19 protein-coding genes and 1 other RNA gene are annotated in these 26,683 nt (G+C 59.9%); 12 read left to right on the top strand and 8 right to left on the bottom strand.

The annotated features are described in order from the left end of the window. Positions 1 to 213 precede the first annotated feature (213 nt). The 4 genes from IP76_RS17200 to IP76_RS17185 all read left to right on the top strand — a co-directional run bounded on the left by IP76_RS17200 (position 214) and on the right by IP76_RS17185 (position 9,920). The gene (locus tag IP76_RS17200) at positions 214 to 1,446 is read left to right on the top strand and encodes an efflux RND transporter periplasmic adaptor subunit (RefSeq protein WP_054159468.1); all 1,233 of its coding nucleotides are present in this window, start codon (positions 214 to 216) and stop codon (positions 1,444 to 1,446) included. Continuing rightward, positions 1,443 to 4,592, top strand: coding sequence for an efflux RND transporter permease subunit (locus tag IP76_RS17195; protein WP_054159467.1), 3,150 nt, complete (start codon positions 1,443 to 1,445; stop codon positions 4,590 to 4,592). Before IP76_RS17200 ends, IP76_RS17195 begins: the two co-directional genes overlap by 4 nt. A 112-nt stretch (positions 4,593 to 4,704) precedes the next feature. Continuing rightward, positions 4,705 to 6,114, top strand: coding sequence for an FAD-binding oxidoreductase (locus IP76_RS17190; protein ID WP_054159544.1), 1,410 nt, complete (start codon positions 4,705 to 4,707; stop codon positions 6,112 to 6,114). Positions 6,115 to 6,188: 74 nt separating this feature from the next. Continuing rightward, positions 6,189 to 9,920 (top strand): AsmA family protein, encoded by a 3,732-nt coding sequence (locus IP76_RS17185; protein WP_054159466.1) that lies wholly within the window; start codon positions 6,189 to 6,191, stop codon positions 9,918 to 9,920. On the opposite strand, the gene IP76_RS17180 is transcribed toward IP76_RS17185, so the two are convergent. The 4 genes from IP76_RS17180 to ssrA form a co-directional block, all read right to left on the bottom strand. Then, positions 9,913 to 10,161 (bottom strand): ribbon-helix-helix domain-containing protein, encoded by a 249-nt coding sequence (locus tag IP76_RS17180; RefSeq protein WP_054159465.1) that lies wholly within the window; start codon positions 10,159 to 10,161, stop codon positions 9,913 to 9,915. The genes IP76_RS17185 and IP76_RS17180 overlap by 8 nt on opposite strands. A gap of 52 nt (positions 10,162 to 10,213) precedes the next feature. After that, a complete protein-coding gene (locus IP76_RS17175; protein ID WP_054159464.1) occupies positions 10,214 to 10,402 on the bottom strand; it encodes a DUF4169 family protein in 189 nt (62 codons plus the stop codon). Positions 10,403 to 10,442: 40 nt separating this feature from the next. Continuing rightward, positions 10,443 to 10,946, bottom strand: coding sequence for an SspB family protein (locus IP76_RS17170; protein ID WP_054159463.1), 504 nt, complete (start codon positions 10,944 to 10,946; stop codon positions 10,443 to 10,445). A gap of 165 nt (positions 10,947 to 11,111) precedes the next feature. Beyond that, positions 11,112 to 11,488, bottom strand: a transfer-messenger RNA (tmRNA) gene (ssrA, locus tag IP76_RS22895). Between the two features lie 115 nt (positions 11,489 to 11,603). On the opposite strand from ssrA, the gene IP76_RS17165 reads away from it, so the two are divergent. From IP76_RS17165 to IP76_RS17145, 5 genes are all read left to right on the top strand, one after another. Continuing rightward, positions 11,604 to 12,398 carry a thymidylate synthase gene (locus IP76_RS17165; protein ID WP_054159462.1) on the top strand — a complete coding sequence of 265 codons (795 nt, stop codon included), beginning with the start codon at positions 11,604 to 11,606 and terminating at the stop codon, positions 12,396 to 12,398. Between the two features lie 21 nt (positions 12,399 to 12,419). Then, the gene (locus IP76_RS17160; RefSeq protein WP_054159461.1) at positions 12,420 to 12,944 is read left to right on the top strand and encodes a dihydrofolate reductase; all 525 of its coding nucleotides are present in this window, start codon (positions 12,420 to 12,422) and stop codon (positions 12,942 to 12,944) included. Positions 12,945 to 13,101: 157 nt separating this feature from the next. After that, a complete protein-coding gene (hflK, locus tag IP76_RS17155) occupies positions 13,102 to 14,226 on the top strand; it encodes an FtsH protease activity modulator HflK (protein ID WP_054159460.1) in 1,125 nt (374 codons plus the stop codon). Between the two features lies 1 nt (position 14,227). Continuing rightward, positions 14,228 to 15,181, top strand: coding sequence for a protease modulator HflC (hflC, locus tag IP76_RS17150; RefSeq protein WP_054159459.1), 954 nt, complete (start codon positions 14,228 to 14,230; stop codon positions 15,179 to 15,181). 302 nt (positions 15,182 to 15,483) lie between these two features. Next, entirely contained in the window at positions 15,484 to 17,094 is a 1,611-nt protein-coding gene (locus tag IP76_RS17145; RefSeq protein ID WP_054159458.1) for a Do family serine endopeptidase, read from the top strand. Between the two features lie 3 nt (positions 17,095 to 17,097). Here the strand turns inward: IP76_RS17145 and IP76_RS17140 are convergent, their stop codons facing one another. The 3 genes from IP76_RS17140 to serB all read right to left on the bottom strand — a co-directional run bounded on the left by IP76_RS17140 (position 17,098) and on the right by serB (position 21,005). Further along, on the bottom strand, positions 17,098 to 19,473 hold the full coding sequence (locus tag IP76_RS17140; protein WP_245281492.1) for a bifunctional diguanylate cyclase/phosphodiesterase: 2,376 nt from the start codon (positions 19,471 to 19,473) through the stop codon (positions 17,098 to 17,100). 87 nt (positions 19,474 to 19,560) lie between these two features. Continuing rightward, positions 19,561 to 20,106: a GNAT family N-acetyltransferase gene (locus tag IP76_RS17135; protein ID WP_054159456.1), complete on the bottom strand. Its 546-nt coding sequence runs from the start codon at positions 20,104 to 20,106 to the stop codon at positions 19,561 to 19,563. An 8-nt stretch (positions 20,107 to 20,114) separates the two neighbouring features. Continuing rightward, positions 20,115 to 21,005 carry a phosphoserine phosphatase SerB gene (gene serB / locus IP76_RS17130; protein WP_054159455.1) on the bottom strand — a complete coding sequence of 297 codons (891 nt, stop codon included), beginning with the start codon at positions 21,003 to 21,005 and terminating at the stop codon, positions 20,115 to 20,117. Here serB and miaA point away from each other — a divergent pair. Next, complete coding sequence (gene miaA, locus IP76_RS17125; protein WP_054159454.1) at positions 21,004 to 21,918, top strand: tRNA (adenosine(37)-N6)-dimethylallyltransferase MiaA; 915 nt, start codon at positions 21,004 to 21,006, stop codon at positions 21,916 to 21,918. The two genes, serB and miaA, sit on opposite strands and share 2 nt — an antisense overlap. Before the next feature lie 4 nt (positions 21,919 to 21,922). Here the strand turns inward: miaA and IP76_RS17120 are convergent, their stop codons facing one another. Continuing rightward, positions 21,923 to 23,905 (bottom strand): ATP-binding protein, encoded by a 1,983-nt coding sequence (locus IP76_RS17120; protein WP_156318622.1) that lies wholly within the window; start codon positions 23,903 to 23,905, stop codon positions 21,923 to 21,925. A gap of 403 nt (positions 23,906 to 24,308) precedes the next feature. Between IP76_RS17120 and IP76_RS17115 the strand changes: the two genes are divergently transcribed. Both IP76_RS17115 and ilvN read left to right on the top strand, forming a co-directional pair. Beyond that, positions 24,309 to 26,087: an acetolactate synthase 3 large subunit gene (locus IP76_RS17115; protein ID WP_054159452.1), complete on the top strand. Its 1,779-nt coding sequence runs from the start codon at positions 24,309 to 24,311 to the stop codon at positions 26,085 to 26,087. Positions 26,088 to 26,103: 16 nt separating this feature from the next. After that, entirely contained in the window at positions 26,104 to 26,676 is a 573-nt protein-coding gene (gene ilvN, locus IP76_RS17110; RefSeq protein WP_054159451.1) for an acetolactate synthase small subunit, read from the top strand. The last annotated feature ends 7 nt before the right edge of the window (positions 26,677 to 26,683 follow it).

The following is a 26,683-nucleotide window of genomic DNA, read 5'->3' as shown; positions in this document are numbered from 1 at the left end:
TGCTGATGTGCCATTTTTCTCGCGACCTTGCTGGCCGCATGCTATCGTTTGCCGTCTCCCACTTGCGACCTTGGGAAGGTATGAGGCCGTCGATCACGGCGGCGTGAAATCGCGTGATATTACAAATCAGTAAGCTTGCATTCCATACATTGCCTTTGAGGTGCAACGCACAATACTTGTCTCCAAACGTTTGATGACCGACCGGAGCCCAGCATGCCCTTCTGGAAGCAACTTGCCACGACCTGTCTTCTTCTGCTGGTTGCCCTTGCCGGATGGATCTGGCTTTCCCCCGAAGCGGCCCGGACGCTTGTTCAGATGGGCGCGCCGGAGCGTGTCGTGTCGATGCTGTCTGGTCCGTTGAATGCCGAGGGCAGTGATGCGCAGCCCAAGCGTGGGGCTGGGGCCCCTGGAGGTGCCCAGGGCCAGGCCCGCGGTGCTGGGCAAGGGGCAGGCCAAGGCGGAGGGCAGCGGCGTGGCAATCAGTCGATCTTGATTGCTGCCGAACGTGTTTCCATGGGGGTCGTCAATGACCGACTGAGTGCGATCGGTGACGGTGTGGCGATGGCCGCCGTGACGGTCATGCCGCAGGCTTCGGGCACGATTTCGGAGATTTTGGTCGACTCCGGCAAGCGGGTGGCAAAGGGCGATGTGATCGCCCGACTGGACAGTGAAGAGCAGGTGATCTTGCGTGATCAGGCGGCCGTTGCCCTGCGCAGCGCCACGGAACGCGCCGAATCCTATCGCAACCTGCGGAGTTTTTCGCGCCTTGAGGTGCTGGACGCCGAGATTGCCGAGGAGCAAGCGCAACTGCAGCTGACCACAGCCGAGTTGAACCTCAAGCGCCGTCAGATTGCAGCGCCGATCGACGGTGTCATCGGGATTGTCGCGGTCAATGTCGGTGACAATGTTACCACTTCAACCTCCATCGTATCGCTGGATGACCGCTCGCAGTTGCTCGTCGATTTCTGGGCGCCGGAACGGTTCGCCACGGCACTGCGACCGGGTCTCCCGGTGGAGGCCACGTCGGTTTCGCGTCCCGGGCAGGTGTTCTCCGGTGTAATTGACGCCGTCGACAGCCGTGTCGATCCGGCAAGCCGCACCATGCGCGTCAGGGCACGGATCGACAACGTCGATGACATGTTGCGCGCCGGCATGTCGTTTGGTGTCAGCATGCGCTTCGAGGGGGATCGCTACCCGTCCGTTAATCCTCTGGCCGTGCAGTGGGACGGTGAGGGCGCCTTCGTCTGGCAGGTCGTCGAGGAAAAGTCGGTGAAGACGCGCGTTCGGATTATCCAGCGCAATTCAGACCAGGTTCTTGTCGATGCGCCGCTGAACGAAGGCGATCTGGTGGCGGTGGAAGGCCTGCAGCGCGTGCGCGAAAACGGCCCCGTTAACGTCGCCAATGCTGAAGAGCTGAAATCTACTGCCGAGGTTGCTGTCCGATGAGCACGAGCGAATTGCCCCCGTCTGACGGATCGCGCAGTTTTACTGCGACCTTCATTCGCCGGCCGGTGCTGGCGGCGGTGCTCAACACGCTTCTGGTTGTTGCCGGTCTGGCGGCGCTTGCCGGCGTCGAAGTCCGCGAATTGCCGGATGTCGACCAGCCGGTGATTTCGGTCAGTGTCGATTATGACGGCGCCTCGGCCCAAACCATGGACCAGGAGGTGACAACCGTCATCGAAGGTGCACTCGCCCGTGTCAGCGGGTTGAAGTCGATGTCGTCGCGTTCGCAGTTCGGCTCAAGTCGGACCACGCTCGAATTCAACGACAGTGTCGATCTCGCCGTTGCTGCCAACGACGTGCGCGATGCGCTCGGCAGGGTAACCAACAGCTTGCCTGACGATGCCGAGGAACCGCGCATTGTGAAGGCCGACTCCGATGCGCAGCCGATCATGCGTCTGTCGGTAACCTCCTCGTCGCTGAGCATGGAAGACCTGACTGATCTTGTCGACAACGAGATTGCAGACCGCTTTGCCGCCGTCGAGGGGGTGGCAGACGTCCAGATCTACGGTGACCAGGAGAAGGTCTTCCGCATCGACGTCAATCAGGCGGCGCTTGCAAGCCGCGGCTTGATTGTCGCGGACCTCTCCGATGCTTTGCAATCTGCATCGCTCGATGTGCCGGCTGGCTCCCTCGAATCGATGACGCAGGACATTGTGGTGCGTGCCACCGCAAGCCTTTCCACGATCGAGGATTTCGAAAACGTACTGATCGGCGATCGCGTGCGTTTGCGCGACGTTGCCACGATCACACTTGGCCCGGACGATGGGTCGACGTCGCTTCGGTCCAACTCCGTTCAGGGTGTTGGCCTCGGCATTTTGCGCCAGGCGCAGTCAAACACGCTCAGCATCTCTGCGGGTGTGACCGCCGCCGTCGAGGAGTTGAAAGGCGTGCTGCCCGACGGCACTCGCATCGTCATCAGCAGCGATGATGCCGTGTTTATTCAAGGGGCGCTGCACGAAGTCGAACTTGCGCTTTTGCTGTCGGCTGCCATCGTCGTCGTGGTTCTCTATCTTTTCCTGCGCGATTGGCGCGCCACGCTGATCCCGGCCCTTACCATGCCTGTTGCGCTGATCGGTACATTGGCGGCGATCTATGTCGCCGGCTTCTCGATCAATATCCTGACATTGCTGGCGATCGTTTTGGCGACGGGCCTCGTCGTCGACGATGCGATTGTCGTTCTGGAAAACATAGTGCGAAGACGGGCTGAAGGCATGGGACCACGGGCGGCGGCCGTGCTTGGCACGCAGGAAGTGTTCTTCGCCGTCTTGGCCACGACCGCGACCCTTGCGGCTGTCTTCGTGCCTTTGTCTTTCCTGCCCGGTCAGCTGGGCGGCCTCTTTCGAGAATTCGGCTTCGTGCTGGCGCTGGCCGTGCTTCTGTCATCCGTTACGGCGCTCACGCTCTGCCCAATGATGGCGTCTCGCATGCTCACTCGTGCCCATGCGCCAAAGCCGGGTTTGTTGACGCGCTTTGGTGACGGTTTCGCCAACCTGTATCGCCGGACGCTTGGCGCCTGCCTGCGCAATCCGCTGATCGTTGTGGTGGTGGCCGCGATATTTTCTGCCGCTGCTTTCATGACGTTCCAGACCATTCCGAACGAACTGACGCCGCGCGAAGACCGGTCCATGGTGACCATGCGGCTCTCGACGCCGCAGGGGTCCAGCCTTGCTTACACCCGTGACCAGTTGCAGAGGGTTGAGGAAAACCTGCAGCCGCTGGTGGATGCCGGCGAGATCGCCAACGTGTTTTCGATTTCGGGGCAGGGGGCGACCAACAGTGCTCTCCTCATTCTGACGCTCGCTCCATGGGAAGACCGCGAGCGTTCGCAGGATCAGATCGTTCAGGACGTCAATGCCGCCGCCGCCAGCGTGCCGGCGCTCCGCGGCAATGCGATCCAGGCAAACAGCTTGCGCATTCGCGGTGGCGGCAACGGGCTGCAGATGGCGATGGTTGGAAGCAGTCATGAGCGCCTGACCGAAGCTGCGATCAAGGTTGTCGAAGCCATGCGCGATAATCCGATGTTCGACACGCCGCGGCTCGATAACGAACCGAACCAGGCGCAGATCTCGGTGACCATCGATCGTGAGCGCGCCTCTGATCTTGGCGTGGACATTGATGCAATCGGAACTTCGCTCCAAGCGCTTCTCGAAGGCCGCTCGGTCACTGATGTCTTCGTCGACGGCAAATCAATCCCCGTTCGGCTCGTCTCCAGCACCCAGCCAATCAATGATCCGACTGATCTTGAAAACATCTTCCTGACCACTTCTGACGGGCGGGTGGTGCCGATGTCGACCATCGCCAAGCTTGAGGAGCGGGCGGTCGCGCCTCAGCTCTCCCGCGAACAGCAGTTGGCTGCAGTGTCGTTTTCCGCCGGTTTGCCGGAAGGCGTTTCACTTGGGCAGGCTGTTGAGGCACTGGAGCAGATTGCCGAACCTCTTCTGCCGCCAGGCTCCCGTTTGATGCCACTGTCCGAGGCGGCAACGCTGCAGGAGAATGCCTCTGGCATGGCGCTGACTTTCGGCTTCGCCATTGCCATCATTTTCCTCGTGCTCGCCGCGCAATTTGAAAGCGTGATCTCCGCACTGATCATCATGGCAACGGTGCCGCTTGGTCTCGCCTGCGCTGTCTTTGCATTGCTTGTCACGGGCTCGAGCCTCAACGTCTACAGCCAGATCGGCCTCGTGCTTCTGGTCGGCGTCATGGCGAAGAACGGGATCCTGATCGTCGAATTTGCCAATCAGCTGCGTGATCGCGGGGCAGGGGTGCGTGAAGCGATCGAAAGCGCCTGCGCGATCCGCCTGCGGCCGGTGATGATGACGATGATCGCCACTGTGCTGGGCGGTTTCCCGTTGGTCCTGGCGCAGGGCGCGGGTGCCGAAGCGCGTATCGCGCTTGGCTGGGTTATCGTTGGCGGCCTGGGCCTTGCGACGGTCGTGACGTTGTTCATTACCCCTGTGGCCTATCTGCTTCTGGCGCGGTTTTCGAAGCCGCATGCGGATGAGGAAGCGAAGTTCCATTCCGAGCTGCAGGATGCGACCTTGCTTGGGGCGAACGATCCCGGTCTGCCGGCGCGCGCGGCGGCCGAGTGATAGCTGCCGTCCTATCGGTTGGATGCGGGTGGACGAATCGGTATGCCTATCCCATAGCTTGGCGCATGCCCGAGCGGGCAGCTGCCAAGCATGAATGTGGGAGTTTCGAACCATGGCCCGAAAGGACGTGATCCAGGGACCGCGCAATGAAGAAGGGATCGCCGCCGTTCTGGACGCGCTGGCTTCCTTGTTCGGTTCGCGATTTCAGACAGGCCAGTCGTTTCGCGAGCAGCATAGCCACACCACGACCTATCTCTCGTCCCAGTTGCCGGACGGCGTTGTCTTCGTTGAAAGCACCGAAGACGTTCAGGCGGTTGTCCGGCTTTGCGCCAAACATCGCGTGCCGATCGTCGCCTTCGGCACAGGCACGTCGCTGGAAGGGCAGGTCAATGCACCCTCCGGCGGGATTTCGGTTGATTTCAGCCGCATGAACGCGATCCTGAGTGTCAATCCGGAAGATCTCGATTGTACCGTCGAACCCGGTGTGACGCGCGAGCAGCTCAATACCTACCTGCGCGATACCGGATTGTTCTTTCCGATTGATCCGGGTGCCAATGCCTCGCTTGGCGGGATGGCGGCCACGCGGGCCTCCGGCACCAATGCCGTGCGGTATGGCACGATGAAGGACAATGTTCTGGCGCTCACAGTCGTCACGGCCAATGGTGAGGAAATCCGCACCGCGCACCGGGCGCGCAAATCCTCGGCCGGGTATGATCTTACTCGACTTTTCGTTGGCTCTGAAGGCACGCTTGGTCTGATCACCTCGATTACGCTCAGGCTGCAGGGCATCCCGGAAAAAATCAGCGGTGGCGTCTGCGCCTTTCCCTCGCTCGAAGACGCCTGCAATGCCGTGATCATGACCATCCAGCTTGGCATTCCCGTGGCGCGCATCGAGTTACTCGACGAGATGCAGATGCGGGCCTGCAATGCCTATTCCAATCTAAGCTACCCCGAACAACCGACCTTGTTCCTCGAATTTCACGGGACGGAGGAGTCGGTAGCGCTGCAATCCCAGCAGTTTGCCGCAATCGCGGCGGATTTTGGGTGCAAAGCGTTTCATTACACGACCAATGCCGAGGAACGGGCGCAACTCTGGAAGGCAAGGCACAACGCCTATTGGGCGAGCCGTGCACTTCAGCCGGCTCTGGCCGCGCTGTCGACCGATGTCTGCGTGCCGATTTCGCGGCTGGCCGAGTGCGTGGCAGAAACACAGGCCGACATTCGCGCCGAAGGACTGCTCGCGCCGATCGTGGGTCATGCGGGCGATGGCAATTTCCATGTATTGCTGCTGTTCGATGACAAGGATGCCGCAGATGTTGAGAGAGCGGAGGCGTTTATCGGAAGACTGAATGCGAGAGCTTTGGCAATGGACGGGACCTGTACCGGCGAACATGGCATTGGTCAGGGTAAGATGAGCTATTTGGCCGAGGAACTCGGATCTGCCTTGCCGGTCATGCGCTCGGTTAAAAAGGCGCTCGATCCGGACTCAATTTTCAATCCGGGAAAAATCTTTCACACCTGACTGCGAAAGTTCGCAGGTTGCCCGGCAGGTGAATTTCGTTACCCTGCGCGGGACAGACAAGGGAGCTGCATTCGGTGCTTGGACGCATTCTGGTTACGCTTGGCGGCCTTCTCGTCATTGCACTCTTCGTGGCCCTTTTCGCGCCTTTTTTCGTGGACTGGACGAGTTTCCGCCAGGAGTTCGAGGATCGTTCGAGCCAAATTCTCGGCAAGAAGGTTACAGTTCACGGTGCGGTCAGCGCGCGGTTGCTGCCATTTCCCTCCCTGACGATGGAAGACGTGACCGTGGGTACGGATGTCGACGGTTCGCCGCTCGTCCATGTCGCGCGATTTTCGCTCGACGCAGAACTGGCCCCCTTGCTTTCGGGTGAGGTGCGGATTTTCGACATGCGCATCGATGAGCCAAAGGCTCGGATCCGCCTTCTGCAGGATGGTACGCTCGACTGGTTGCGCGGCAGCAAGCCGAGCATGCCGGCCCGCATCGTCGTTCTGGAAAAGGTCACCGTCACCGGTGGTCAGATTGAATTCATCGACCAGCAGACTGGTCGCAACCGCTTGATCACCGGTCTCGACGCGAATGTCTCTGCACGGTCGCTCGCTGGCCCATGGGCGATTGACGGGCGCGCCGTCCTGGACGGCGAGGCGAGTCATTTCACGCTCAACACCGCCGAGATCGCCAGTGACGCCTTGCCCCTCAGGCTGCGCCTCGAGCCAGACGCCCGTCCCTTCAGCGTGCAGGTTGATGGTTCGCTGGCCTTGAGGGAGGAGCGCCCTGTCTATCAGGGCCGGTTCGACGCACAGCTGCGGACTTCCGTTGGTGAGACAGCCGAGAAGGGTGATCCTCAGGTTCCGGAGCCGCGCATCCGCGGTGATGTCGAATTGACGAATGAAAGCATTTCCATCGCCTCGTACCGCATGGAAATCGGCGATACGAAAGACCCTTACGTGATTACCGGGGAGGCTAAACTCGATACCGGTGCAAAACCCGAATTTCGCCTGGTCGCGGAAGGGCAGCAGGTCGATGTCGCAAAGCTTGCGGCTGAAGGAACCCGCGCGAAAACCTCGCGGGTCGGCACAATGTCGCTGCAGCGCAGGCTCGACATCCTGCTCAAGACAGCAGCCGAGATCCCGATCCCGAAAGTGCCGGGGCAGGCGCGTTTACGCCTGCCGGCGATCGTTGCCGGGGATTCCGTCTTTCGCGACATCCAGCTGGATGTCCGCCCGGATGGACAGGGCTGGACGGTGGAGAATGCAGTTGCCGTATTGCCCGGACGCACGCAGGTGGAAGCGAAGGGTCGGTTGATGCTTGCGGGTTCGCCTTCGTTCGAAGGGGATCTGCTGATTGCCTCGACCCAGCCTTCCGGACTCGCGACATGGCTCTCGGGCCAAGTCGATCCCGCTATCCGTCAGCTGAAGTCGGCCGGCCTTTCGGCCAAGGTCAACCTGACGCCGGAATTGCAGCGGTTTGAAAATCTTGAATTGGCGGTCGGTGCGGATCCGTTGAAAGGTCGTCTTGAACGGGAATCGCCAAAGAATGGCGAAAGCAGCCTGTCGCTTGATCTGGCGGGCAAGATGCTCGATCTCGATGCGGCACGGGCGATTGCCGCCCTCGTAACCGGCCAAGACGATGCCGAGCAGATCCTGGCGAAGAAGGTCGCAGCACGGCTCGAAATCGATCAGATGGTTGCTCTGGGCGTCACGGCTGGCAAGGTCGATGCCATCCTGCGTTATACAGGCGGTCGTCTCGATGTGGAACGCCTGAACATCGGGAATGTTGAAGGTGCTGCCTTAAGAGTAACGGGCATGCTTGAGGGCAGTCGTGCGCAGCCCAAGGGTAAGGCTAGAGCAACGTTCACCGCAACTGATCCGAGCCGGTTCATCGAGCTCGTAAAGCAGCGCTTCCCGGAAACGACGGTGTTGGGGAGACTGTCCGCTGCCGCACCATTTTATGCAGACACGGATGTCACCTTCGACGTGGTGGTGGACGAGGCATCGTCACTGACGGTGACGGGCAATGGCCGAGCGAACGCAAGTCAGGTTTCCTTGCGCTATAGCAACAGCAATTTCCGCCAGCCTGATGCTGCGGAGCGAGTGCTGGATGTTAGTCTTCAGAATGACGACGGATTGATCCTTCTCGGTCAGATGGGTCTAGACCCATTACCCTATCCAATCGGGGACGGCGGAACGTTGACCCTCAAGGTCGATTCGACAGATCCAAAGCTTGCCGCGGTTACACTCTCGTATGCGGGGCGTGAGACGCGCGTTGCGCTGAATGGCGAAGCGGCTGGGTTTGACGGCGCACTGCCCACGTCCGGCAACTGGACCATTGGTGTCGACAGTACCGATTTTGCTCCTTATCTGATGGCGCTCAAGAGCAATCTTCCCGCGCTGGAAGTTGGACTGCCCGTCAAGGGGAATGTCGCCTTGCGTTTCGATGCGGGCAAAATCGTGCTGGATGATTTTACCGCGACGATCGCCGACCAGCCGGTGAAGGGCAAGTTGCAGGTCGACCTCACCCAGCCCCGTCCGATGCTGATAGGAACGCTCGCCGCCGACCAGATTGATTTGGATTGGCTGGCTGAAACCATCATCGGCCCACTGCGCGATCCCCAAACTGGCGCATTGTCCGGCGCGCCGCTCGGGCGATCCTTGCCGCCAGTCGACGTTGCCGTTGAGCTGACCGCCGGCCGTCTCTGGATCGGGATGCTTGAGGCGGTGGCGAATTTTTCCGGTTCCCTCAGCCTTAAGTCGGGGGAGCTCGTTTTGCAGGCCGCCAAGGGTGAATGGCTGGGCGGTGCTGTGGCCGGACGGGTGGCACTTTCCAATGCAGATGGGGCAGGGCTTATGCAAATGCGGCTCGACGTGAAGGGTGCGGACGTGGCGCGCACCATTGACAGTTTGCGCACAGAGCGTGGCTTGGAGCGTTCATCTGCTCTGGTTGGCCGGGCAGACCTTACCTTCAATGCGGAAGGCGCTGGCGCTAGTGCCAGTGAATTGATCGGTGCGGCCAATGGATCAGGCCAACTGCAATTCCCGCGCCTTGAACTGTCCGGTGTAAATTTCGCCATCATGCCGGAGATCATCAAACAGGCGGATGCGCTCGGAACCAAGATCGACCAGACCGCCGTGCAGGGACTGGTTGAAGCGTCAGCTACGCAGGGTGGAAGCAATCTGGATGGCCTGCAGCTGTCTGTCGCCTTGTCGGATCGGGTTCTTCGCGTACAGAACGCGTCGTTCGAGACAGAGGCCGCCAAGCTCGCCGGTGACCTCCGGATCGATCTGTCGACAGGTGAAGTTGAAGCCGCATTGCGGGCGGCACTTGCGGCAGGCGATGCGGCCATGGAGGGGGCGGAACCTGCCCTCCGTCTCTTCGTCACAGGCCAGGCCGTCAATCCCGCCGTTGGTTTCGATGTTACGGAACTTACCAATTTTCTATCTCTGCGGGCCTTTGAGGCCGAACGTCGTCGTGTCGAGGCGCTTCAATCCAGCGTCTTGGAGAAGCAGCGCTTGAGGCGCGAGGCGGCGCTCACGCGGTCACGCGTTGAAGAGCGAGCTCGTCTGGACGCCGAGCGCGCGAAGCGGGAAGAAGAGGCAAAGGCCGCTGCGGAGAAGCAGGCAGCCGAGGAGGCTGCCGCTGCCCAGCAGCAACAAGCAAACCAGGGGCAGGCTCAGCCAGCGCCGCCTGCTGCCGAACCAACGACACAGAGCGTGATACCCGCACCTGCACTGCCGACGCCGCCTGCAGAGCGTGTGGTGCGGCAGCCATTGCCGGATGTGCGTTTCGAGGGGCTTCCCGGCGTCAACTGACCGGGGTGGGGAATGGCTGGTTAGGTGCTGCAGCGCGGGCTTTGACGACATTGAGGACATAAAGCCTCAAGGCCGATGAAAGATTGGCGCCGTCTGGGCGATTTTCATCGACCTCGGCCACAAGCGCTGCAAAGCTCAGATCGCGCTCAGTTGCGATTGCGCGCAGCTCATCGAGAAACGGACCTTCAATCGAGAAGCTGGTGCGGTGGCCATGAAGGGTGATGGACTGCTTCCGAGGCATTGCTCATCCCTTGTGGAAGATCCTGTCGCGCACGTGTGCGTTGGCGTGGCGCTCAATCGTCCGAGGACTTTTCGAGCCGCCCTTGCGCATGATCCCGGGCAGCCTTTTCATTCAGCGTCCGGGTCAGCGTCTTTTCGTCTTTGGTCCGGCCGAAGGTTATGCGGTTCTGCTCGGCAAGCGCCTGCTTTTCGTCACGGGCCTTTGCCTTGCGAAACTGTCGGAGATTGACCACGTCTGCCATAAAGGCTCTCCCGATCCTCAGCCGCTGCGCGTCCGTACGGCTATTGCTTCTTGCGGAAGGCGTCGAGTGATACGACGGAGCCTTCCTTCTTTTCTTCAGACTTGGGCGCTTCACCTTCTTCCGTCTTGGCCACAGCATCGACAGGGTAGGCGGTGATCTCTGCGCTGTCTTCTTCTTCCTCAACCAGCGGCACGTCGAATTCCAGTTCGAAATTCACCGACGGGTCATAGAAGCCACGGATCGCATTGAACGGGATAACGAGCTTCTCGGGCGTGTCCGAGAAGGAGAGGCCAACTTCGAAGAGACTGTCGGTGACCTTCAGTTCCCAGAACTGGTGCTGGATCACGATTGTCATCTGCTCGGCATATTTCGACTTCAGGTGCTGGGAAATACGCACACCGGGCGCACCTGTCAGGAAGGTGATGAAGAAGTGATGATCACCCGGCAACCGGCCGGTGGCAGACACCTCGCTCAAGACCTTGCGAATGACGCCGCGAAGCGCGTCCTGGGCCAGAATGTCGTAGCGAATGTGGTCGTGCCCCATCAGAATCTGTCTTTCTCTGTCATGCCTGTTTGCGGGCTATATGCCACGGCGGACGATGCTGGAAAAGCCCCGCCGAGAGGATTGCGTCGAGACAGGATACACCATTTTCCGAACCGCTGATAGGCGGGGCGGCATGGAGAAAATGACGGAGTGAAAGTCGGGAAAGGTGAAGGCTTCTGTTGCCAGGTGCCTTCGGACCCCGCCTCAAGGGGCTAACCTAGAGGACTTGGTTCGGATTTCCCGCACCGCCATTAGGCAGCGAGAGCATAACCCTTAGCGTTGTTGTCGTTTGCAACTACACTTGTGACCCGATAACGGCGGTATCATGCCGAGCAAAAGTTCGATCTTTACGCCCTTGTCGATCCTATTTCGCCCCCATCAAAAGCCGGCCTGATAAGAGATCAGATCCGACCGGTTTTTGGTGGAGGCGCCGGGTACCGCCCCCGGGTCCAATAGGTTTATTACACCGACCGTTTATTGCCATAGCCGGAGCAAGCCCCGGCACGAGTGATATAGGTGTTTCACGCGGCGATGAAAAGAGGGATGCGAAAACTTCGCGAATGGGACAAGCGGTGGCCGGGGATAAGTCCTGCTGCAGCTTGGTCTCACCGGCGCTTGGCGGTATGGTAGGGGCCGAAAACGAATCCGGACGGGCTCATGCAGCAGTATCACGACCTTCTCAAACACGTGCTCGAAACGGGTACCGATCGCGGCGATCGAACTGGGACCGGTACGCGGTCGATCTTTGGGCACCAGATGCGCTTCGATCTGTCTGAAGGGTTTCCCGTCATCACGACGAAGCGGCTGCATCTGAAGTCGATCATTCACGAACTCCTGTGGTTCCTGAAGGGCGAGACTAATATTGCCTATCTGCGTGAGAACGGGGTCAGCATCTGGGACGAGTGGGCCGATGAGAACGGTGACCTTGGGCCGGTCTATGGCGCGCAATGGCGGTCCTGGCCTGATTATGACGGGGGGCATATCGACCAGATCGCCCAGCTTATCGAAGGGCTGAAGACCAATCCGAATTCGCGCCGCCATATCGTGTCCGCCTGGAATCCGGCCCTCGTCGATGACATGGCTCTGCCGCCATGTCATTGCCTGTTCCAGTTTTATGTCGCCGATGGAAAGCTTTCGTGCCAGCTGTATCAACGATCTGCTGACATCTTTCTCGGCGTGCCCTTCAACATTGCCTCCTATGCTTTGCTGACGATGATGATCGCTCAGGTCACGGGGCTGAAGCCTGGCGATTTTGTCCATACGCTCGGCGATGCGCATCTCTATGCCAATCATTTCGAGCAGGCTCAGCTGCAATTGACCCGCACGCCGAAAACACTGCCGGTCATGCAGATCAACCCTGATGTCAAGGATATATTTTCATTCAAATATCAGGACTTTACGCTCGTCGGTTATGAATCTGATTCAAGCATCAAGGCGCCGATCGCTGTTTGATGCGGCGACGGGGGTGAAAGCATGACCACGATCAAGACGGCCATCATCGTCGCGGTTGCCAAGAGCGGCGTGATCGGGCGTGACGGGGACATGCCGTGGCGCTTGTCTACCGATCTCAAGCGCTTCAAGGCACTCAGCATGGGCAAGCCCCTGATCATGGGGCGGAAGACCTTCGAGAGCTTCGGGTCCAAGCCGCTGCCGGGTCGGCCGCATGTGATTGTCAGCCGCAATGCGACGTTCGCCATGCCGGGCGTCGAGACGGTGCGGAGCGTGGAAGAAGGGTTGGAGCGCGGGCGTGAGCTGGCCCGGGCCGCAGGTGTTGACGAGATCTGTGTCATTGGCGGGGGGGAGATCTATCGCCAAACCTTGCCGCTGGCTGATGTGCTTTGCGTCACCCATGTCGAAGCCGATCTCGAGGGAGATACGCATTTCCCAGCGATAGATGACGCTGTCTTCGAAATGGTTAGTGAAATGCAAATTCCGGCCGGCCCAGTCGACAATTACCCGACGAGATACGCGATATACCGTCGCAGAATGCCCCGATAACGCAAATTTTGCCTTGTGACTGCAAGAAGTTGAGCGGCTCGCGTTGAAAGCACGATGCCGTATACCTATAACCTCTTCAACCTTCCGCATGGCGCGTTTCGATGATGCCGGGCGGCTCGAGGACTCGGGAGCGAATTTTTCACACAAAGAGGTATGAATGCCCTGGAGCAATCAGAACGGCGGCGGCGGCGGTCCATGGGGCGGCGGTGGCGGCAATAATCAGGGTCCCTGGGGCCAGGGGCCGAACCGCCCGCGCGGCGGTGGCGGTGGTGGCGGCAATCAGCCGCCAGACCTCGAAGATCTGATCCGCCGGGGTCAGGATCGGCTGAAGAACGTCGTGCCGGGTGGCTTCAACGGCGGCGCCTTTGTGATCGTGGGTCTCGTGCTGGTCGCTTTCTGGGTCGTTCAGTCGATCTATACCGTCCAGCCTGATGAGCGCGGCGTCGAACTTCAATTCGGCAAGCCGAAGGAAGAGCTTGCCATGCCGGGCCTGCATTTCCATCTCTGGCCGGTCGAGCAGGTCGAGATCGTCAAGGTGACCGAGCAGCAGCAGAATGTCGGGAGCCGCGCCACGTCGAGCAATCCGGGCGCAGGCCTGATGCTCAGTGGCGACCAGAACATCGTCAGCGTCCAGTTCTCGGTTCTGTTCACGGTTTCTGATCCGCAGGCCTATCTGTTCAACCTCGAAGATCCGGCCCAGACGCTTCAGCAGGTCTCCGAAAGCGCCATGCGTGAAGTGGTTGGCCGTCGTCCTGCACAGGACGTCTTCCGTGACAATCGCGAAGAGATTTCGACCCAGGTTCGTGCTATCATCCAGGGCACCATGGACAATTACGGTGCTGGCATCGCGATCAACGCGGTTCCGATTGAAGACGCCGCGCCGCCGCGTGAAGTGGCCGAGGCCTTTGAAGAAGTACAGCGTGCGCAGCAGGACGAAGACCGTTTCGTCGAAGAATCCAACCAGTATTCCAACCAGCGCCTCGGGCAGGCCCGTGGTCAGGCAGCCCAGATTCGGGAAGAAGCCGCCGCCTACAAGGATCAGGTGGTGAAGGAAGCGGAAGGTGAGGCTCAGCGTTTCGTCTCGATCTACGACGAATATCGCAAGGCACCTGATGTGACCCGTCAGCGCATCTATCTCGAAACCATGGAAAACGTGCTGCGCAACTCCAACAAGGTGATCATCGACGAGAAGCAAGGCGTCGTGCCTTATCTGCCGCTCAATGAGATCACGCGCCAGCCGGGCAACCAGCCCGCCGGCCAGACCACCACGGGAGGCAACTGACATGTCGAACCGCCTTCCCTATTTCATCATCGCGCTCGGCGCCGTTCTGTTCTTCGCCTATTCCTCGATCTTCGTGGTCAACGAGCGTGAACAGGCCATCGTTCTGCGTTTCGGCCAGATCCAGGACGTCAAGGCAGAGCCGGGTATCTACTTCAAGCTGCCGTTTGCCTTCATGGACGCGGATCGGGTCCAGTATGTCGAGGACCGTGCACTGCGCTTCGATCTTCCGGACATTCGTGTCCAGGTTCGCGGCGGCGCGTTCTATGAAGTCGACGCATTCGCCGTCTACCGCATCACCGATGCCCGTCGCTTCCGCGAAACGGTATCGGGAGACCGGGAGGCCGCAGAATCGCGCCTTCGTACCCGCCTCGATGCGGCTCTGCGACGGGTCTACGGCCTGCGCAACTTCGATGCTGCGCTTTCGGAAGAACGCGGCTCGATGATGTCGGATGTCCGCAATGATCTGCAGGCGGCTGCCGAGAGCCTCGGGCTTGCGGTGACCGACGTGCGCATTCGCCGGACCGATCTGACGCAGGAAGTGTCGCAGCAGACCTTCCAGCGCATGAAGGCCGAGCGTCTGGCTGAGGCGGAATTCATCCGCGCCCGCGGTAATGAGGAAAGCCAGCGCCGTCGCGCGATCGCCGACCGTCAGGTCGTCGAATTGCAGGCGGATGCGCAGCGCGATTCGGAAATCCTGCGCGGTGAGGGCGATGCTGAGCGGAACCGCATCTTTGCCGATGCCTTCCAGCGCGACCCGGATTTCTTCGCCTTCTACCGTTCGATGCGTGCCTATGTCGGCTCCATGAGCAATCAGGGCACGACCATGGTGCTGTCGCCCGATTCGGACTTCTTCCGCTACTTCAATAGCGGTGCAGGTTCGAGCGGGACGACGGGTGGTGCGGCTCCGGTTGCTCCAGCCGCTCCTGGTGCACCGGAAGCGCCGGCCAGCAATTAAACTTTGACCGGTGCGGCTCTTGCCATGGGGCGGGAGCTATCATTCAAAACATCGAGGGGCTGGCCCTGCCGCCAGCCCCTTGTTTCGTTCTGGGGCCTGTGGATTGTCATGACGTGGGGATTCACTTTCAGAAATCGCCACGATCCCTGACGCCTACACGCCTCCAACGATTTTCATCTCTCCGGGCAAATGACAAGATCTGGTCGCAAGCAGGTTGTAGCGTATTCCGGCAATTGTGATTTTGCCATTGCTCTTTCCGCCTTATGTTCGCAATGAAGTCTGACAATTCAACGAGGACGCCGATGTTTTACTCCGCCCGTACGTCGCGAATCATTCTGCCGGCTCTGATCCTCGGCAGTGTGCTGGGTGGGGGTACCGTTACTGTGCCAACCGCCGTTGAGGCGAAAGGTCCCGAGTCTGTCGCGGACCTGGCATCCGGTCTTCTCGGCGCGGTGGTCAATATTTCGACCTCGCAGAGCGTCAAGGAAGAGGGCGAGGGACCGGTGCCAAAAGTGCCGGAAGGGTCGCCTTTCGAAGAATTGTTCGAGGACTTCTACCGAAACCGGGAAGAGGGCGACAGCGACAGCCGAGTGAATTCGCTCGGTTCCGGCTTTGTGATCGATCCGGCCGGCTTCGTCGTCACCAACAATCACGTCATCGAGGGCGCCGATGATATCGAGGTGATCTTTTCCGACGGTTCAAAACTGAAGGCGAAACTGATCGGGACCGACACGAAGACCGACCTGTCCGTGCTCAAGGTCGAGCCGCCGCAGCCGCTGACTGCCGTCAAGTTCGGTGATTCCCGCAAGATGCGCATTGGTGACTGGGTCATGGCCATCGGCAATCCCTTCGGTCTCGGAGGCTCGGTCACAGTCGGCATCATTTCTGCTAGCGGTCGTAACATCAATGCCGGCCCGTACGACAACTTCATCCAGACCGATGCAGCCATCAACAAGGGCAATTCCGGCGGCCCGCTGTTCAACATGGACGGCGAAGTCATCGGCATCAATACGGCGATTATCTCGCCAAGCGGTGGATCGATCGGTATTGGCTTTGCCGTACCGACAGAGCTTGCTGAAAACATCGTCAAGCAGCTGATCGAGTTCGGCGAGACGCGCCGCGGTTGGCTCGGCGTCCGCATCCAGCCTGTCTCCGACGAGTTGGCCCGCAGCCTTGACCTGCCGCGCCCCAAGGGGGCGTTGATCAGTGGCGTGGTTGAGGGTGGTCCGGTCGAGAAGGGGCCGATCGTCGTCGGTGACGTTATCATCCGCTTCAACGGCCGCGATATCGGCGAGACCCGCGACCTGACCCGGATCGTGGCCGAAAGTCCGATCGGCGAGGCGCTGGATGTGGTCGTGCTGCGCGACGGCAAGGAGCAGTCTCTCAAGGTCACGCTCGGCGAACTGAAAGACGACGCTGCCACCAATGCCAGTGACGAGCCATCGACGCCTGCCGAACCCGAGACTGACGGTTCCAATCCGGATGCAGATCAGGGCACAGATCCCAATGCCGATCCCGGTGTAGAGCCTGATGGCGAACAGGTTCCTGGTGACGAGACTGAACAGGAGGTCACTGAGCCGCAAGCGCCCGACGCTGCCAACGCAGCACCCGTCACGGAGGGTCTGATAGGCGTCGAGATCTCGATCCTTGATGACGCCAAGCGGACGGCTTTCGGGATCTCCGAGGGCGTTGAAGGTGTGTTGATCACCCGCGTTCTGCCCGGTTCCAAGGCCGAGGGCAAAGGCCTCAAGGTCGGTGACGTGATTGTTGAAGTGGCGCAGGAGTTCATGCGGACGCCCCAGCAGGTTGCCGAGAAGCTGACCTCCATCAAGGGCGAGGGCCGTCGGAGCGGATATCTGATGATCGCCGATAAATCCGGCAATCTGAAGCTTGTCGCAGTGCCGCTGGAATAGCGTTCAGGCGGTCAGCCGCTTGACCGGTGCCAGAGCCAGCTGGTTTGCGACATGGGCTTCGAATTCTGATACCGGCATCGGTTTTCCGAGAAGGTAACCCTGGAGCTGTTCGCAACCGAGCGTGCGAAGTTGTTCGCGCTGGCCCTCGGTTTCGATGCCTTCCGCCACCACCACCATGTTCAGATCTCGGGCCAGCCGGATGATCGATTCGACGATTGCCCGTCCCTCCCGATTGGTCTCGATATCGGAGATGAAGGACTGGTCAATCTTCAGCTTGTCGAAGGTGTAGCGTCGCAGATAGCTGAGCGAGGAGTAACCGGTCCCGAAATCGTCCAGGGCGATCTTTAGCCCCAAGCCGCGCAGCGCCTTGATCGTATGCTCAAGACCAAGCGTTGAGTCCATCAACAGGCTTTCAGTCACTTCCAGTTCGAGGCGTTCGGGTGGAAGCTGGCTGTTTTTCAGGGCGCTCTCGACCAGTGGCAAAAGCCCGGGGCTCAGGAACTGCCGGGAGGACAGATTGACGGCAACACGAAGATGGGATGGCCAGCGTGCGGCAAGTTTGCAGGCTTCCCGAAGGACCCAGGCGCCGATGCTGGTGATCATACCGGTTTCCTCAGCAATCGGTATGAATTCCGCCGGGCTGATCGGTCCAAGTTGCGAGTGACGCCAACGCAGCAGTGCCTCCGCACCGACCACTTGCCCGCTTTGTGTGGATACGAGCGGCTGGAACCTGAGTTCGAGTGTGCCTTGGGAAACGGCGAGCGCGAGCTCGTTTTCGATCAAGTTGCGGCGGCGGGACGCTGCGTCAAGCGACTGGTCGAAGAAGTGATATCTGTTTCGACCGTCCTCCTTTGCTCGATAAAGAGCGAGGTCGGCGTGGCGCATCAGTTGGTCGCCGCTCGTGCCATCAGTGGGCGCGAAGGCAATGCCGATACTGACGCCGATCATTGCTGTGCCCGTGCTCAGGTGGAAGGGCTTCTCGAGGCGCTCTATGATGCGAGACGCCAGAAGACTTGAGGTGCGCGCATCGTTGATGGACATCTGCAGTATGGCGAATTCATCACCGCCAAGGCGGGCGAGGGTACAGTCTTCTCCGCATAGCTGCCTGAGCGTCTTGGCGATTTCGCGCAGGAGTTCATCGCCACCGGCATGCCCGTGGGTATCATTGACCTGTTTGAACCGATCGAGATCGAGCAGGAGCACTGAAAAGCTGTCGCCGAACCGTTCAAGTCTCGTGACTGCGCGCGCGAGATCTTCTCCGAGAAGGACACGGTTTCCGAGTTCCGTCAGCGAATCGTGTCTGGCGAGATGCTCTATGCGCATCCTTGCCTCACGGTTTGCCGTCACATCGCGGCCAACCCCGCGATAACCCAGGAATCGCCCTTCTGCATTCGTGACCGCCTTGCCGGTCATCGACCATATGGCCAGTTCACCGTTGATCTCGATGCAGATGTCGATATCGCGGAACGACTGACGCGCTTCCAGGCGAATGATGAACTGCTCGCGACAGTCCATGCCTTCCATACCGTTCAGGCTCGAACTCGCGAACGGCATGATATCTTGCAGTCGCTTGCCGAGGAGGAGGTTTTCCGGCACGTCGAGCTGTTGGCTCAGTCTGTTCGAAATCCGTGCGAGATGCAGGTTGTCGTCTGTCTCCCAGAGCCAGTCGGCGGCGTTTTCCTCAAAGTCGTTGAGGAGCAGCCCAATAACGTCACGCTGTTCATCTGCTGCCATTTTGGCGCGGACGCGTTCGGTCAGGCTGTGGCAGACGCTGAGGGACGACCTGATGATGATGGCGGCAAAGATGACATACAGTGCGACAAGGTAGATGTTGAATACCGATGGCGAACTGGCGAGTGCAAGGACGGCACCGGCCCCGATCGTCACGCAGAAGACAATCGACGCTGGCGGGATCGTGGCGAGAGCGAAGCCGCCGCCGCCAGCCATACCCACTGTCAGCGCCATCAGAATCAATCTTTGCGTCTCGTCTGCTTGCGCGTACGCGACCACGTCGATGGCGGCCCACAACCCGCTGAGAAGGGCGGCATGCATCACGGCACGCCGTGTTCCGCGAATGCTTGCGGTGTCTCGTGGCGGCAGATGACGGCGACGATGTGATGACCAGATTGCCAGAAGGGCAAATGCAACAAGGATGGAGCAGACAATATTCACACGAAGTGCTGCGGGGCTATCCCAGAAGGCCCCCATCGTGACGACCGCATTCAGGAGGTTTGCGGCCATCATCCAACGCGTATTTCCAGCAACGATCGCCATGCGAATCGCCCGGACACGCGGAGCCTCGTCCCGCGACTGACCTTCTTCCCCCAGATGGAGGAAGCGCTGATACCAATTCGCCATGGTGCCTGGCCGAGCGTTCATTGTCGGTGTTTGCATGGGGTAATTATAGGAGGGAATGCTTAAATGCGTCTGAATTCTTCCGTTAGCGTTGTCGGCTTTTCGGATATTTCACGCATTATTGGGGGTGGCCCTGTAGAGAATGTGGGGTTTCAGCTGCGGATGGGAAACTGGCACAAGGGGATGATCGAAATCCCTGCCCTCCAGTCGGTGCATCCCGATCCGTTCCATGACGGCAATCGAACGGCGATTATGGGCAACGGCGAAAGCAAAAATTTCCTTCAGCCGGTGATTGTTGAAGGCATGGTCAAGAACAGCCGACGCTGCTTCCGTAACAAAACCCTTGCCCCAGAAACGGGTGGCTGTGCGCCAGCCGATCTCGTAGGCATCGGCTGGAAGGATACCCGGAAGAACGGCGGGGCTCACCCCGCAAAAACCCATCGCTTCATTGGTATGGCGGTCGGCTAACGCAAAAAGGCCGAGGCCGGATTGCGCAATCTGGTCTCGAATCCTGTCCATCATCATGTCGGCCTCGCCATGCGTCCGGCGATATGGAAAGAACTCCATCACTTTGCTGTCCCGGTTGATCTCGCGGAACAGGTTCCGGTCTTCCTCCTGCCAGTTTCGAAGGACAAGACGTTCCGTGACGATCTCCATGGAATGTCTCAGCCGGAGACGAATTCGGACTTACGATAGCCTTGCAGGTAAAGGAGGGCGGTGAGGTCGCCGTGGTCGATGCGGATCTTCGCCTCTGCGGCGACGGCTGGTTTGGCGTGGAGTGCGACGCCGGATCCTGCCACGCCCAGCATTCCGAGGTCATTCGCACCGTCGCCAACCGCGATGACGTCTGCCGGCGTAATGCCGAGGCGTTCGCTGATCTCGAGCAGGGCGTCGACCTTGGCCTGACGTCCGAGGATTGGCTCGGCGACTTCACCGGTGAGAACACCGTTCTCCTCGATCAACACATTGGCTCGATTTTCGTGGAAGCCGAGCGTTGCGGCGATGCGTGAGGTGAAGACCGTAAACCCGCCTGAGACGAGGGCGGTATGGTATCCCCGGGCGCGCATGGTTGCGATCAGTTCCATGCCGCCTGGCGTCAATGTGATGCGGTTGGCGATGACCTCATCGACCACGCCGATCGGCAAGCCCTTCAGGAGTGCAACGCGTTCGCGAAGCGCCGGTTCGAAGGCAATCTCGCCATTCATGGCCCTGGCGGTGATGTCAGAGACTTTATCCTTCAAGCCAACTTCTGCGGCAAGTTCATCGATGCATTCCTGGCCGATCATAGTGGAATCCATGTCGGCAATCAGGAAAGACTTGCGCCGGTCTTCTGCGACCTGGACCGCGATATCGACGGGCAGGCCCGCAACAATCTCACGCAGGATTTTGTCTGCCCGCTCTCCATCTGTCCCATCGGGAAGTGCAATATCGCAAGCCACGCCGTCGGCCAGCCAGTAGAGGTAGCGCGACCCGACTGCGTCTGCTGCCTTTTCGGCCAGCGCGACGCTCAGAATGGGATTTGACGGATTGGCGATAAGCGTGGCAACGAGAGCCATGATGGAAGATCCTGACGACAAAAAAGATGCGATCCTGATAACCGGGCCGACCGCGAGCGGCAAGTCTGCAATTGCCCTGGCCTTCGCCCGTCGCACCGGCGGTGTGGTCATCAATGCCGACAGCATGCAGGTCTATGATACGCTGCAAGTCGTGACTGCGCGCCCTGATGACGCGGAAATGCAAGGCGTTGATCACCGTCTGTACGGCCATGTGCCGGCGTCCAGGCCCTACTCGACAGGCGAGTGGCTTCGGGATGTCACGGTGTTGCTCGAAGAGCTGCGGGATGTGGGGCGATTGCCTGTCATCGTCGGTGGAACCGGGCTCTATTTCAAGGCGCTGACTGGTGGTCTTTCAGACATGCCGGCAATCCCGGCCGATATCCGCGAGCGATACCGAACCCGTTTGCTTCAGGAGGGGCCGGAAGCGCTCTATCAGTGCCTGATTGAACGCGATCCGAGGACTGCCGAAAAGCTTCAGGCCCGCGATGGCCAGAGGATCGTCAGGGCATTGGAGATCCTAGAGGCGACCGGGTCTTCGATCCGCGAATTGCAGGCAAAGACCGGTCCTTGCCTGATCGATCCGGATCGGGCCGAGAAGCTGGTGGTCCTGCCCGACCGCGCGACACTCTACGGACGCATCGACCGGCGTTTTTCAGTCATGATGGACAGTGGTGCGATTGATGAGGTCAAAGCCCTGCTTGCCATGCAGCTTTCGCCTGACCTGCCAGCAATGCGGGCCATCGGCGTCAGCCAGATCCAGGCGATGTTGAGGGGGGAGGTCTCCCGTGAGGAAGCCGTTGTCTCTGCAGCGACGGCGACTCGCCACTATGCCAAGCGGCAAATGACCTGGTTTCGAAATCAAATGGATGACAGCTGGCGGCGCGTTGACCCGGCCAGCATCTCGCTCGACTGATTTCTCAATCCCGTTTGTAGAGCGTCGAAAGTGGCTTCTTGAGCAGGCTTTCCCGCAATGACGGACCGTTCTCGCGCCGCACGGGAGCGCTGCCGAAAGCCGGTTCGCCACCAGTCAATCCCGATAACGCCGATCGTGGGCGCAGGTCCTGCTGGCCGACCTGAGGCAGCATGTCGGGTCGATAGGGTTCGATTGGCGGGGTATCTGCGGCGCTGAATGTGGTTCGCGGTGTACCACCATAGGACGGCGGCTGAGGTGCCGGTGCTTCAGGGGCAGCCATGGAGCCGTATTCATCCGCGTCATCATCGTCATAGGATCCGCTGCGGGCGCCTCGACCCGCAGCAGAGGTGGATTCGACGCTCTGCTGGAATGCGGCAATGTCCGGCTGCGCCACCGAGCGCATGCGTCCGACAATCGAGCGAAGGTCAACGGTATCCGGCGTTTCGTCGCTGGATTTGACCGTCAGGCCGTTCGCCTTTGGCAATTGTGACTGCTCCACCCGGCTGAAGCGCATGCGCATCGGCACCGAAATGGCTTCCCCGAAGGCAATGGCCTCTCCATTGCCAATGGAAGAGATGAAGCTGGTGGTCGAGATCGAGCTGTCCGGGATGGCCGAGCGGATGATTTCCTGGTCGCGATCATTGGCAAGGCGCATGGCAAACAGCGTCGAGCACTGCGACAGGATGGTTTGGTCAAGCTCGCCCGGGCGCTGGGTGATGACGCCGAGGGACACGCCGTATTTACGACCTTCCTTCGCGATACGGGCAATCGCCTGTCTCGTCGGGAAGAAGCCGAGGCTTGGATCTGCTGGCACGTAGCGGTGTGCTTCTTCGCAGACCACGAGCATGTGCACCGCACCGTTGGACCACAGCGCCAATTCGAAGGCCATGCGGCACAGAACCGAGGCAACCGAATTCACGACTTCCGAAGGAATCCCGGCCAGCTGGAAGGTCGAAATCGGCCGGTCGTCTCCGGGGATGCGGAAGACATGGGCGATCGTCTCCATGATCGTGTCGCTGATCGTGTTGTTGGAGAACATGAAATGATAACGGGGATCGTTGATCGCCGACATGATGCGCATCTTCAGCGAGCGCAGATGCGGCTTCTCGTCCCGGCCTTCGAGGCGCCCGATGCGTTCATCGATCAGGGCCAGAAGGTCTGCCATTCGGTAGGGCACGGGGGTGTCAGCCGTCATCGCATTGCGATCGGCCATGCGCCGCATCAAGGCGTTTTCGTTGCCGCGGAAGCTGCGCTTCGCTTCAGGCAAAAGGTCGCGGAGCGCATCGAGCTCTTCGGGGACCGGTGGCCGGCCGCGAAAGAGAACCTCGGCAAACTCGTCGAGCCGCATCAGCCAGAAGGGGAGGTCCAGCGTGTCGGTGTCGACGACGACCGCGAGGTCTGGAAAGGCGGCGGCAAACTCGTTGTGCGGGTCCAGAATCAGGATGCGCAGTTTTGGATCGCTTTCGATCGCCTTGCGCAGCAGGAGAGAAACGGCTGTCGATTTGCCGACGCCGGTCGAGCCGACAACGGCGAAGTGCTTCGACAGCATGGATGGAATGTGGATCGTGGCGTCGATGCTTTCGTCCTGGGTAAGCTTTCCTATGACGCAGGTGTCGCTCTGGCCGGAATCGTAGATGCGAACGAGATCGGAGGCACGGATGCGGTGGGCTACGGCGCCGAGATAGGGATAGCGGGAAATTCCCGTCGAAAAGCGTTCGGAGCCGTTATCTCCGACGTTCACTTCACCAAGGAGCTCGACTTCGATGAGGAACTGGTTGTCGGCTGTCTCACCCCAATCCTTGCCTTCGGTCTGCATGGAATAGGCGAGGGCAACGACCCGGTTGCGACCCACATCGATCGAGATCAGGCGCCCGACGGACCACAACTCCGTGAGGTCGGTGCCGCCTCGCTCGGCGACGGCTGCAATCGTTGCGCGCGAGCCGCTACAGGCGACGACACGGCCGAGCATCCGGTTGCCCGGGCGCATGCCATCGCGGCGATCCTGATCGCTGACCGCGGCGGAGTCGTGTTGTTCGTTGTTCGGCACTTATCATTCTCCCTGCTCGCCTCATGATGAAAGAAGCCGTTTAAGATTTTGTGTAGCCGGTGTGAGCTTGAGGCGGACACAGGGGAGGGGAAGAAAGAAAACTGCGCAAAAGGGCGAAAATAATCCTGAAACATGCGTTGACGCTTGGGCGCTTTCTGTCTAACACTTCGCGCATGAAAAACTCGATGGTACTTATCGTGGTGGGAAAGCGCATGGGCAGGATGGTGTGACCATCCGGCGACAGCCACCCATGCGCTAGAAGACAGGCTCCTCAAGGGGCCTTTTTTTATGCCTAAAACCGGGCTTCGTGCCCCAAATCCACAAAGGCGGACGGAAACACAGCATGACGGGCAAAGACAATCAGATGACGGGCGCCGAGATCGTTCTGCGGGCGCTGAAGGACAACGGCGTCGAGCACATCTTCGGCTATCCCGGCGGTGCGGTCCTTCCGATCTATGACGAAATCTTCCAGCAGGACGATATCCAGCATATTCTCGTGCGGCACGAACAGGGTGCGGGCCATGCCGCAGAAGGCTATGCACGCTCGACCGGCAAGGTCGGGGTCATGCTTGTCACTTCCGGTCCCGGTGCCACCAACGCGGTAACGCCGCTGCAGGATGCGCTGATGGATAGCGTTCCCTTGGTCTGCATCTCGGGTCAGGTTCCCACAGCGCTGATTGGTTCTGACGCCTTCCAGGAATGCGACACCGTCGGCATTACCCGGCCCTGCACCAAGCACAATTGGCTGGTCAAGGACGTCAACAAGCTTGCCGGCATCATTCATGAGGCCTTCCGGATTGCAAAGTCCGGGCGCCCAGGTCCCGTCCTCGTCGATGTCCCCAAGGACATCCAGTTCGCTACGGGTACCTATACGCCGCCCGAAACACACGAGCCGGCCAAGAGCTATCAGCCGAAGCTGTCGGGCGATGCAGGCGCTATCGCCGCTGCCGTGCAACTGATGGCTGGTGCCCGTCGACCTATCATCTATTCCGGCGGCGGTGTCGTCAATTCCGGGCCTGAGGCGACCAAGCTGCTGCGCGAGCTTGTTTCGCTCACCGATTTTCCGATCACCTCGACCCTGATGGGCCTTGGCTGCTATCCGGCTTCGGGTAAGAACTGGCTCGGCATGCTTGGCATGCACGGTTCCTACGAAGCGAATATGGCGATGCATGATTGCGACGTGATGCTCTGCATCGGCGCGCGTTTCGACGACCGCATAACCGGCCGCCTCAATGCGTTCTCACCGAATTCGAAGAAGATCCACATCGATATTGATCCGTCGTCGATCAACAAGAATGTCCGCGTCGACGTGCCGATCCTCGGCGATATCGGCCGCGTTCTCGAAGATATGGTCCGAGCCTGGCGCGCCTTGCCGAAGAAGCCGGAAGCGAACCAGACCGCTGACTGGAATGCGAGCATCACCAAATGGCGCGCCCGCAATTCCTTCGCCTATTCGCCGTCCAAGGACGTCATCATGCCTCAATACGCCTTGCAGAGGCTCTATGAACTGACCAAGGACCGCGACACCTACATCACGACGGAAGTCGGTCAGCACCAGATGTGGGCAGCCCAGTTCTACGGTTTCGAGCAGCCGAACCGCTGGATGACCTCGGGCGGCCTCGGCACAATGGGTTACGGCCTGCCGGCGGCACTCGGCGTGCAGATCGCGCATCCGGAAAGCCTGGTCATCGACATTGCCGGCGACGCCTCGATCCAGATGTGCATTCAGGAAATGTCGGCGGCCATCCAGTATAATGCGCCGATCAAGATCTTCATTCTGAACAACCAGTACATGGGCATGGTACGACAGTGGCAGCAGCTGTTGCATGGCAACCGCCTGTCAAACTCCTACACGGAAGCCATGCCTGATTTCGTCAAGCTGGCGGAAGCGTATGGTGCCGTTGGCCTGCGCTGTGAAAAGCCCGAGGATCTCGATGGGGCCATCCAGGAGATGATCGACGTGAACAAACCCGTCATCTTCGATTGCCGTGTCGCCAATCTCGCCAACTGCTTCCCGATGATCCCATCGGGCAAGGCGCATAACGAGATGCTTTTGCCGGATGAAGCGACCGACGAAGCCGTTGCCAATGCCATCGATGCCAAGGGTCGTCAGCTCGTCTGACCGGGAGGAAAACACCATGAACGCACATCTTCAACCGACCGGTTCGGCCTATTTCATCGCGAAGGAAACCGCAGCCATCGAGAGCCATACGCTCTCTGTGCTTGTCGACAACGAGCCGGGCGTGCTTGCCCGGGTCATCGGCCTGTTCTCAGGTCGCGGCTACAACATTGAAAGTCTTACGGTTTCCGAGACGGAGCATGAGGCGCATCTGTCGCGTATTACCATCGTGACTCGCGGCACGCCGTCGGTTCTCGAGCAGATCAAGGCGCAGCTTGAGCGGATCGTGCCTGTGCATCGCGTCGTCGACCTCACAGTCCGCGCCCGCGAGCAGGGCCAGGAGCGGCCGATCGAACGTGAAGTGGCTCTGGTGAAGGTTGTTGCATCAGGCGAAATGCGGGCCGAAACACTGCGTCTGGCCGATGCCTTCCACGCCAAGGTGGTGGATGCGACGGTCGATCACTTCATCTTCGAGATCACCGGGAAATCCTCCAAGATCGACCAGTTCGTCTCCATCATGAAGCCGCTTGGTCTGAACGAAGTCTGCCGCACCGGCATCGCCGCGATGAATCGTGGCGCACAAGGCATGTAAAGAATTC

The sequence above is a fragment of the Rhizobium sp. AAP43 genome (genome assembly GCF_001296045.1).
GTDB lineage: Bacteria > Pseudomonadota > Alphaproteobacteria > Rhizobiales > Rhizobiaceae > Allorhizobium.
The sequence above is the reverse complement of the archived record's forward strand: the minus strand, read 5'-3'. Positions and strand labels throughout refer to the sequence as shown.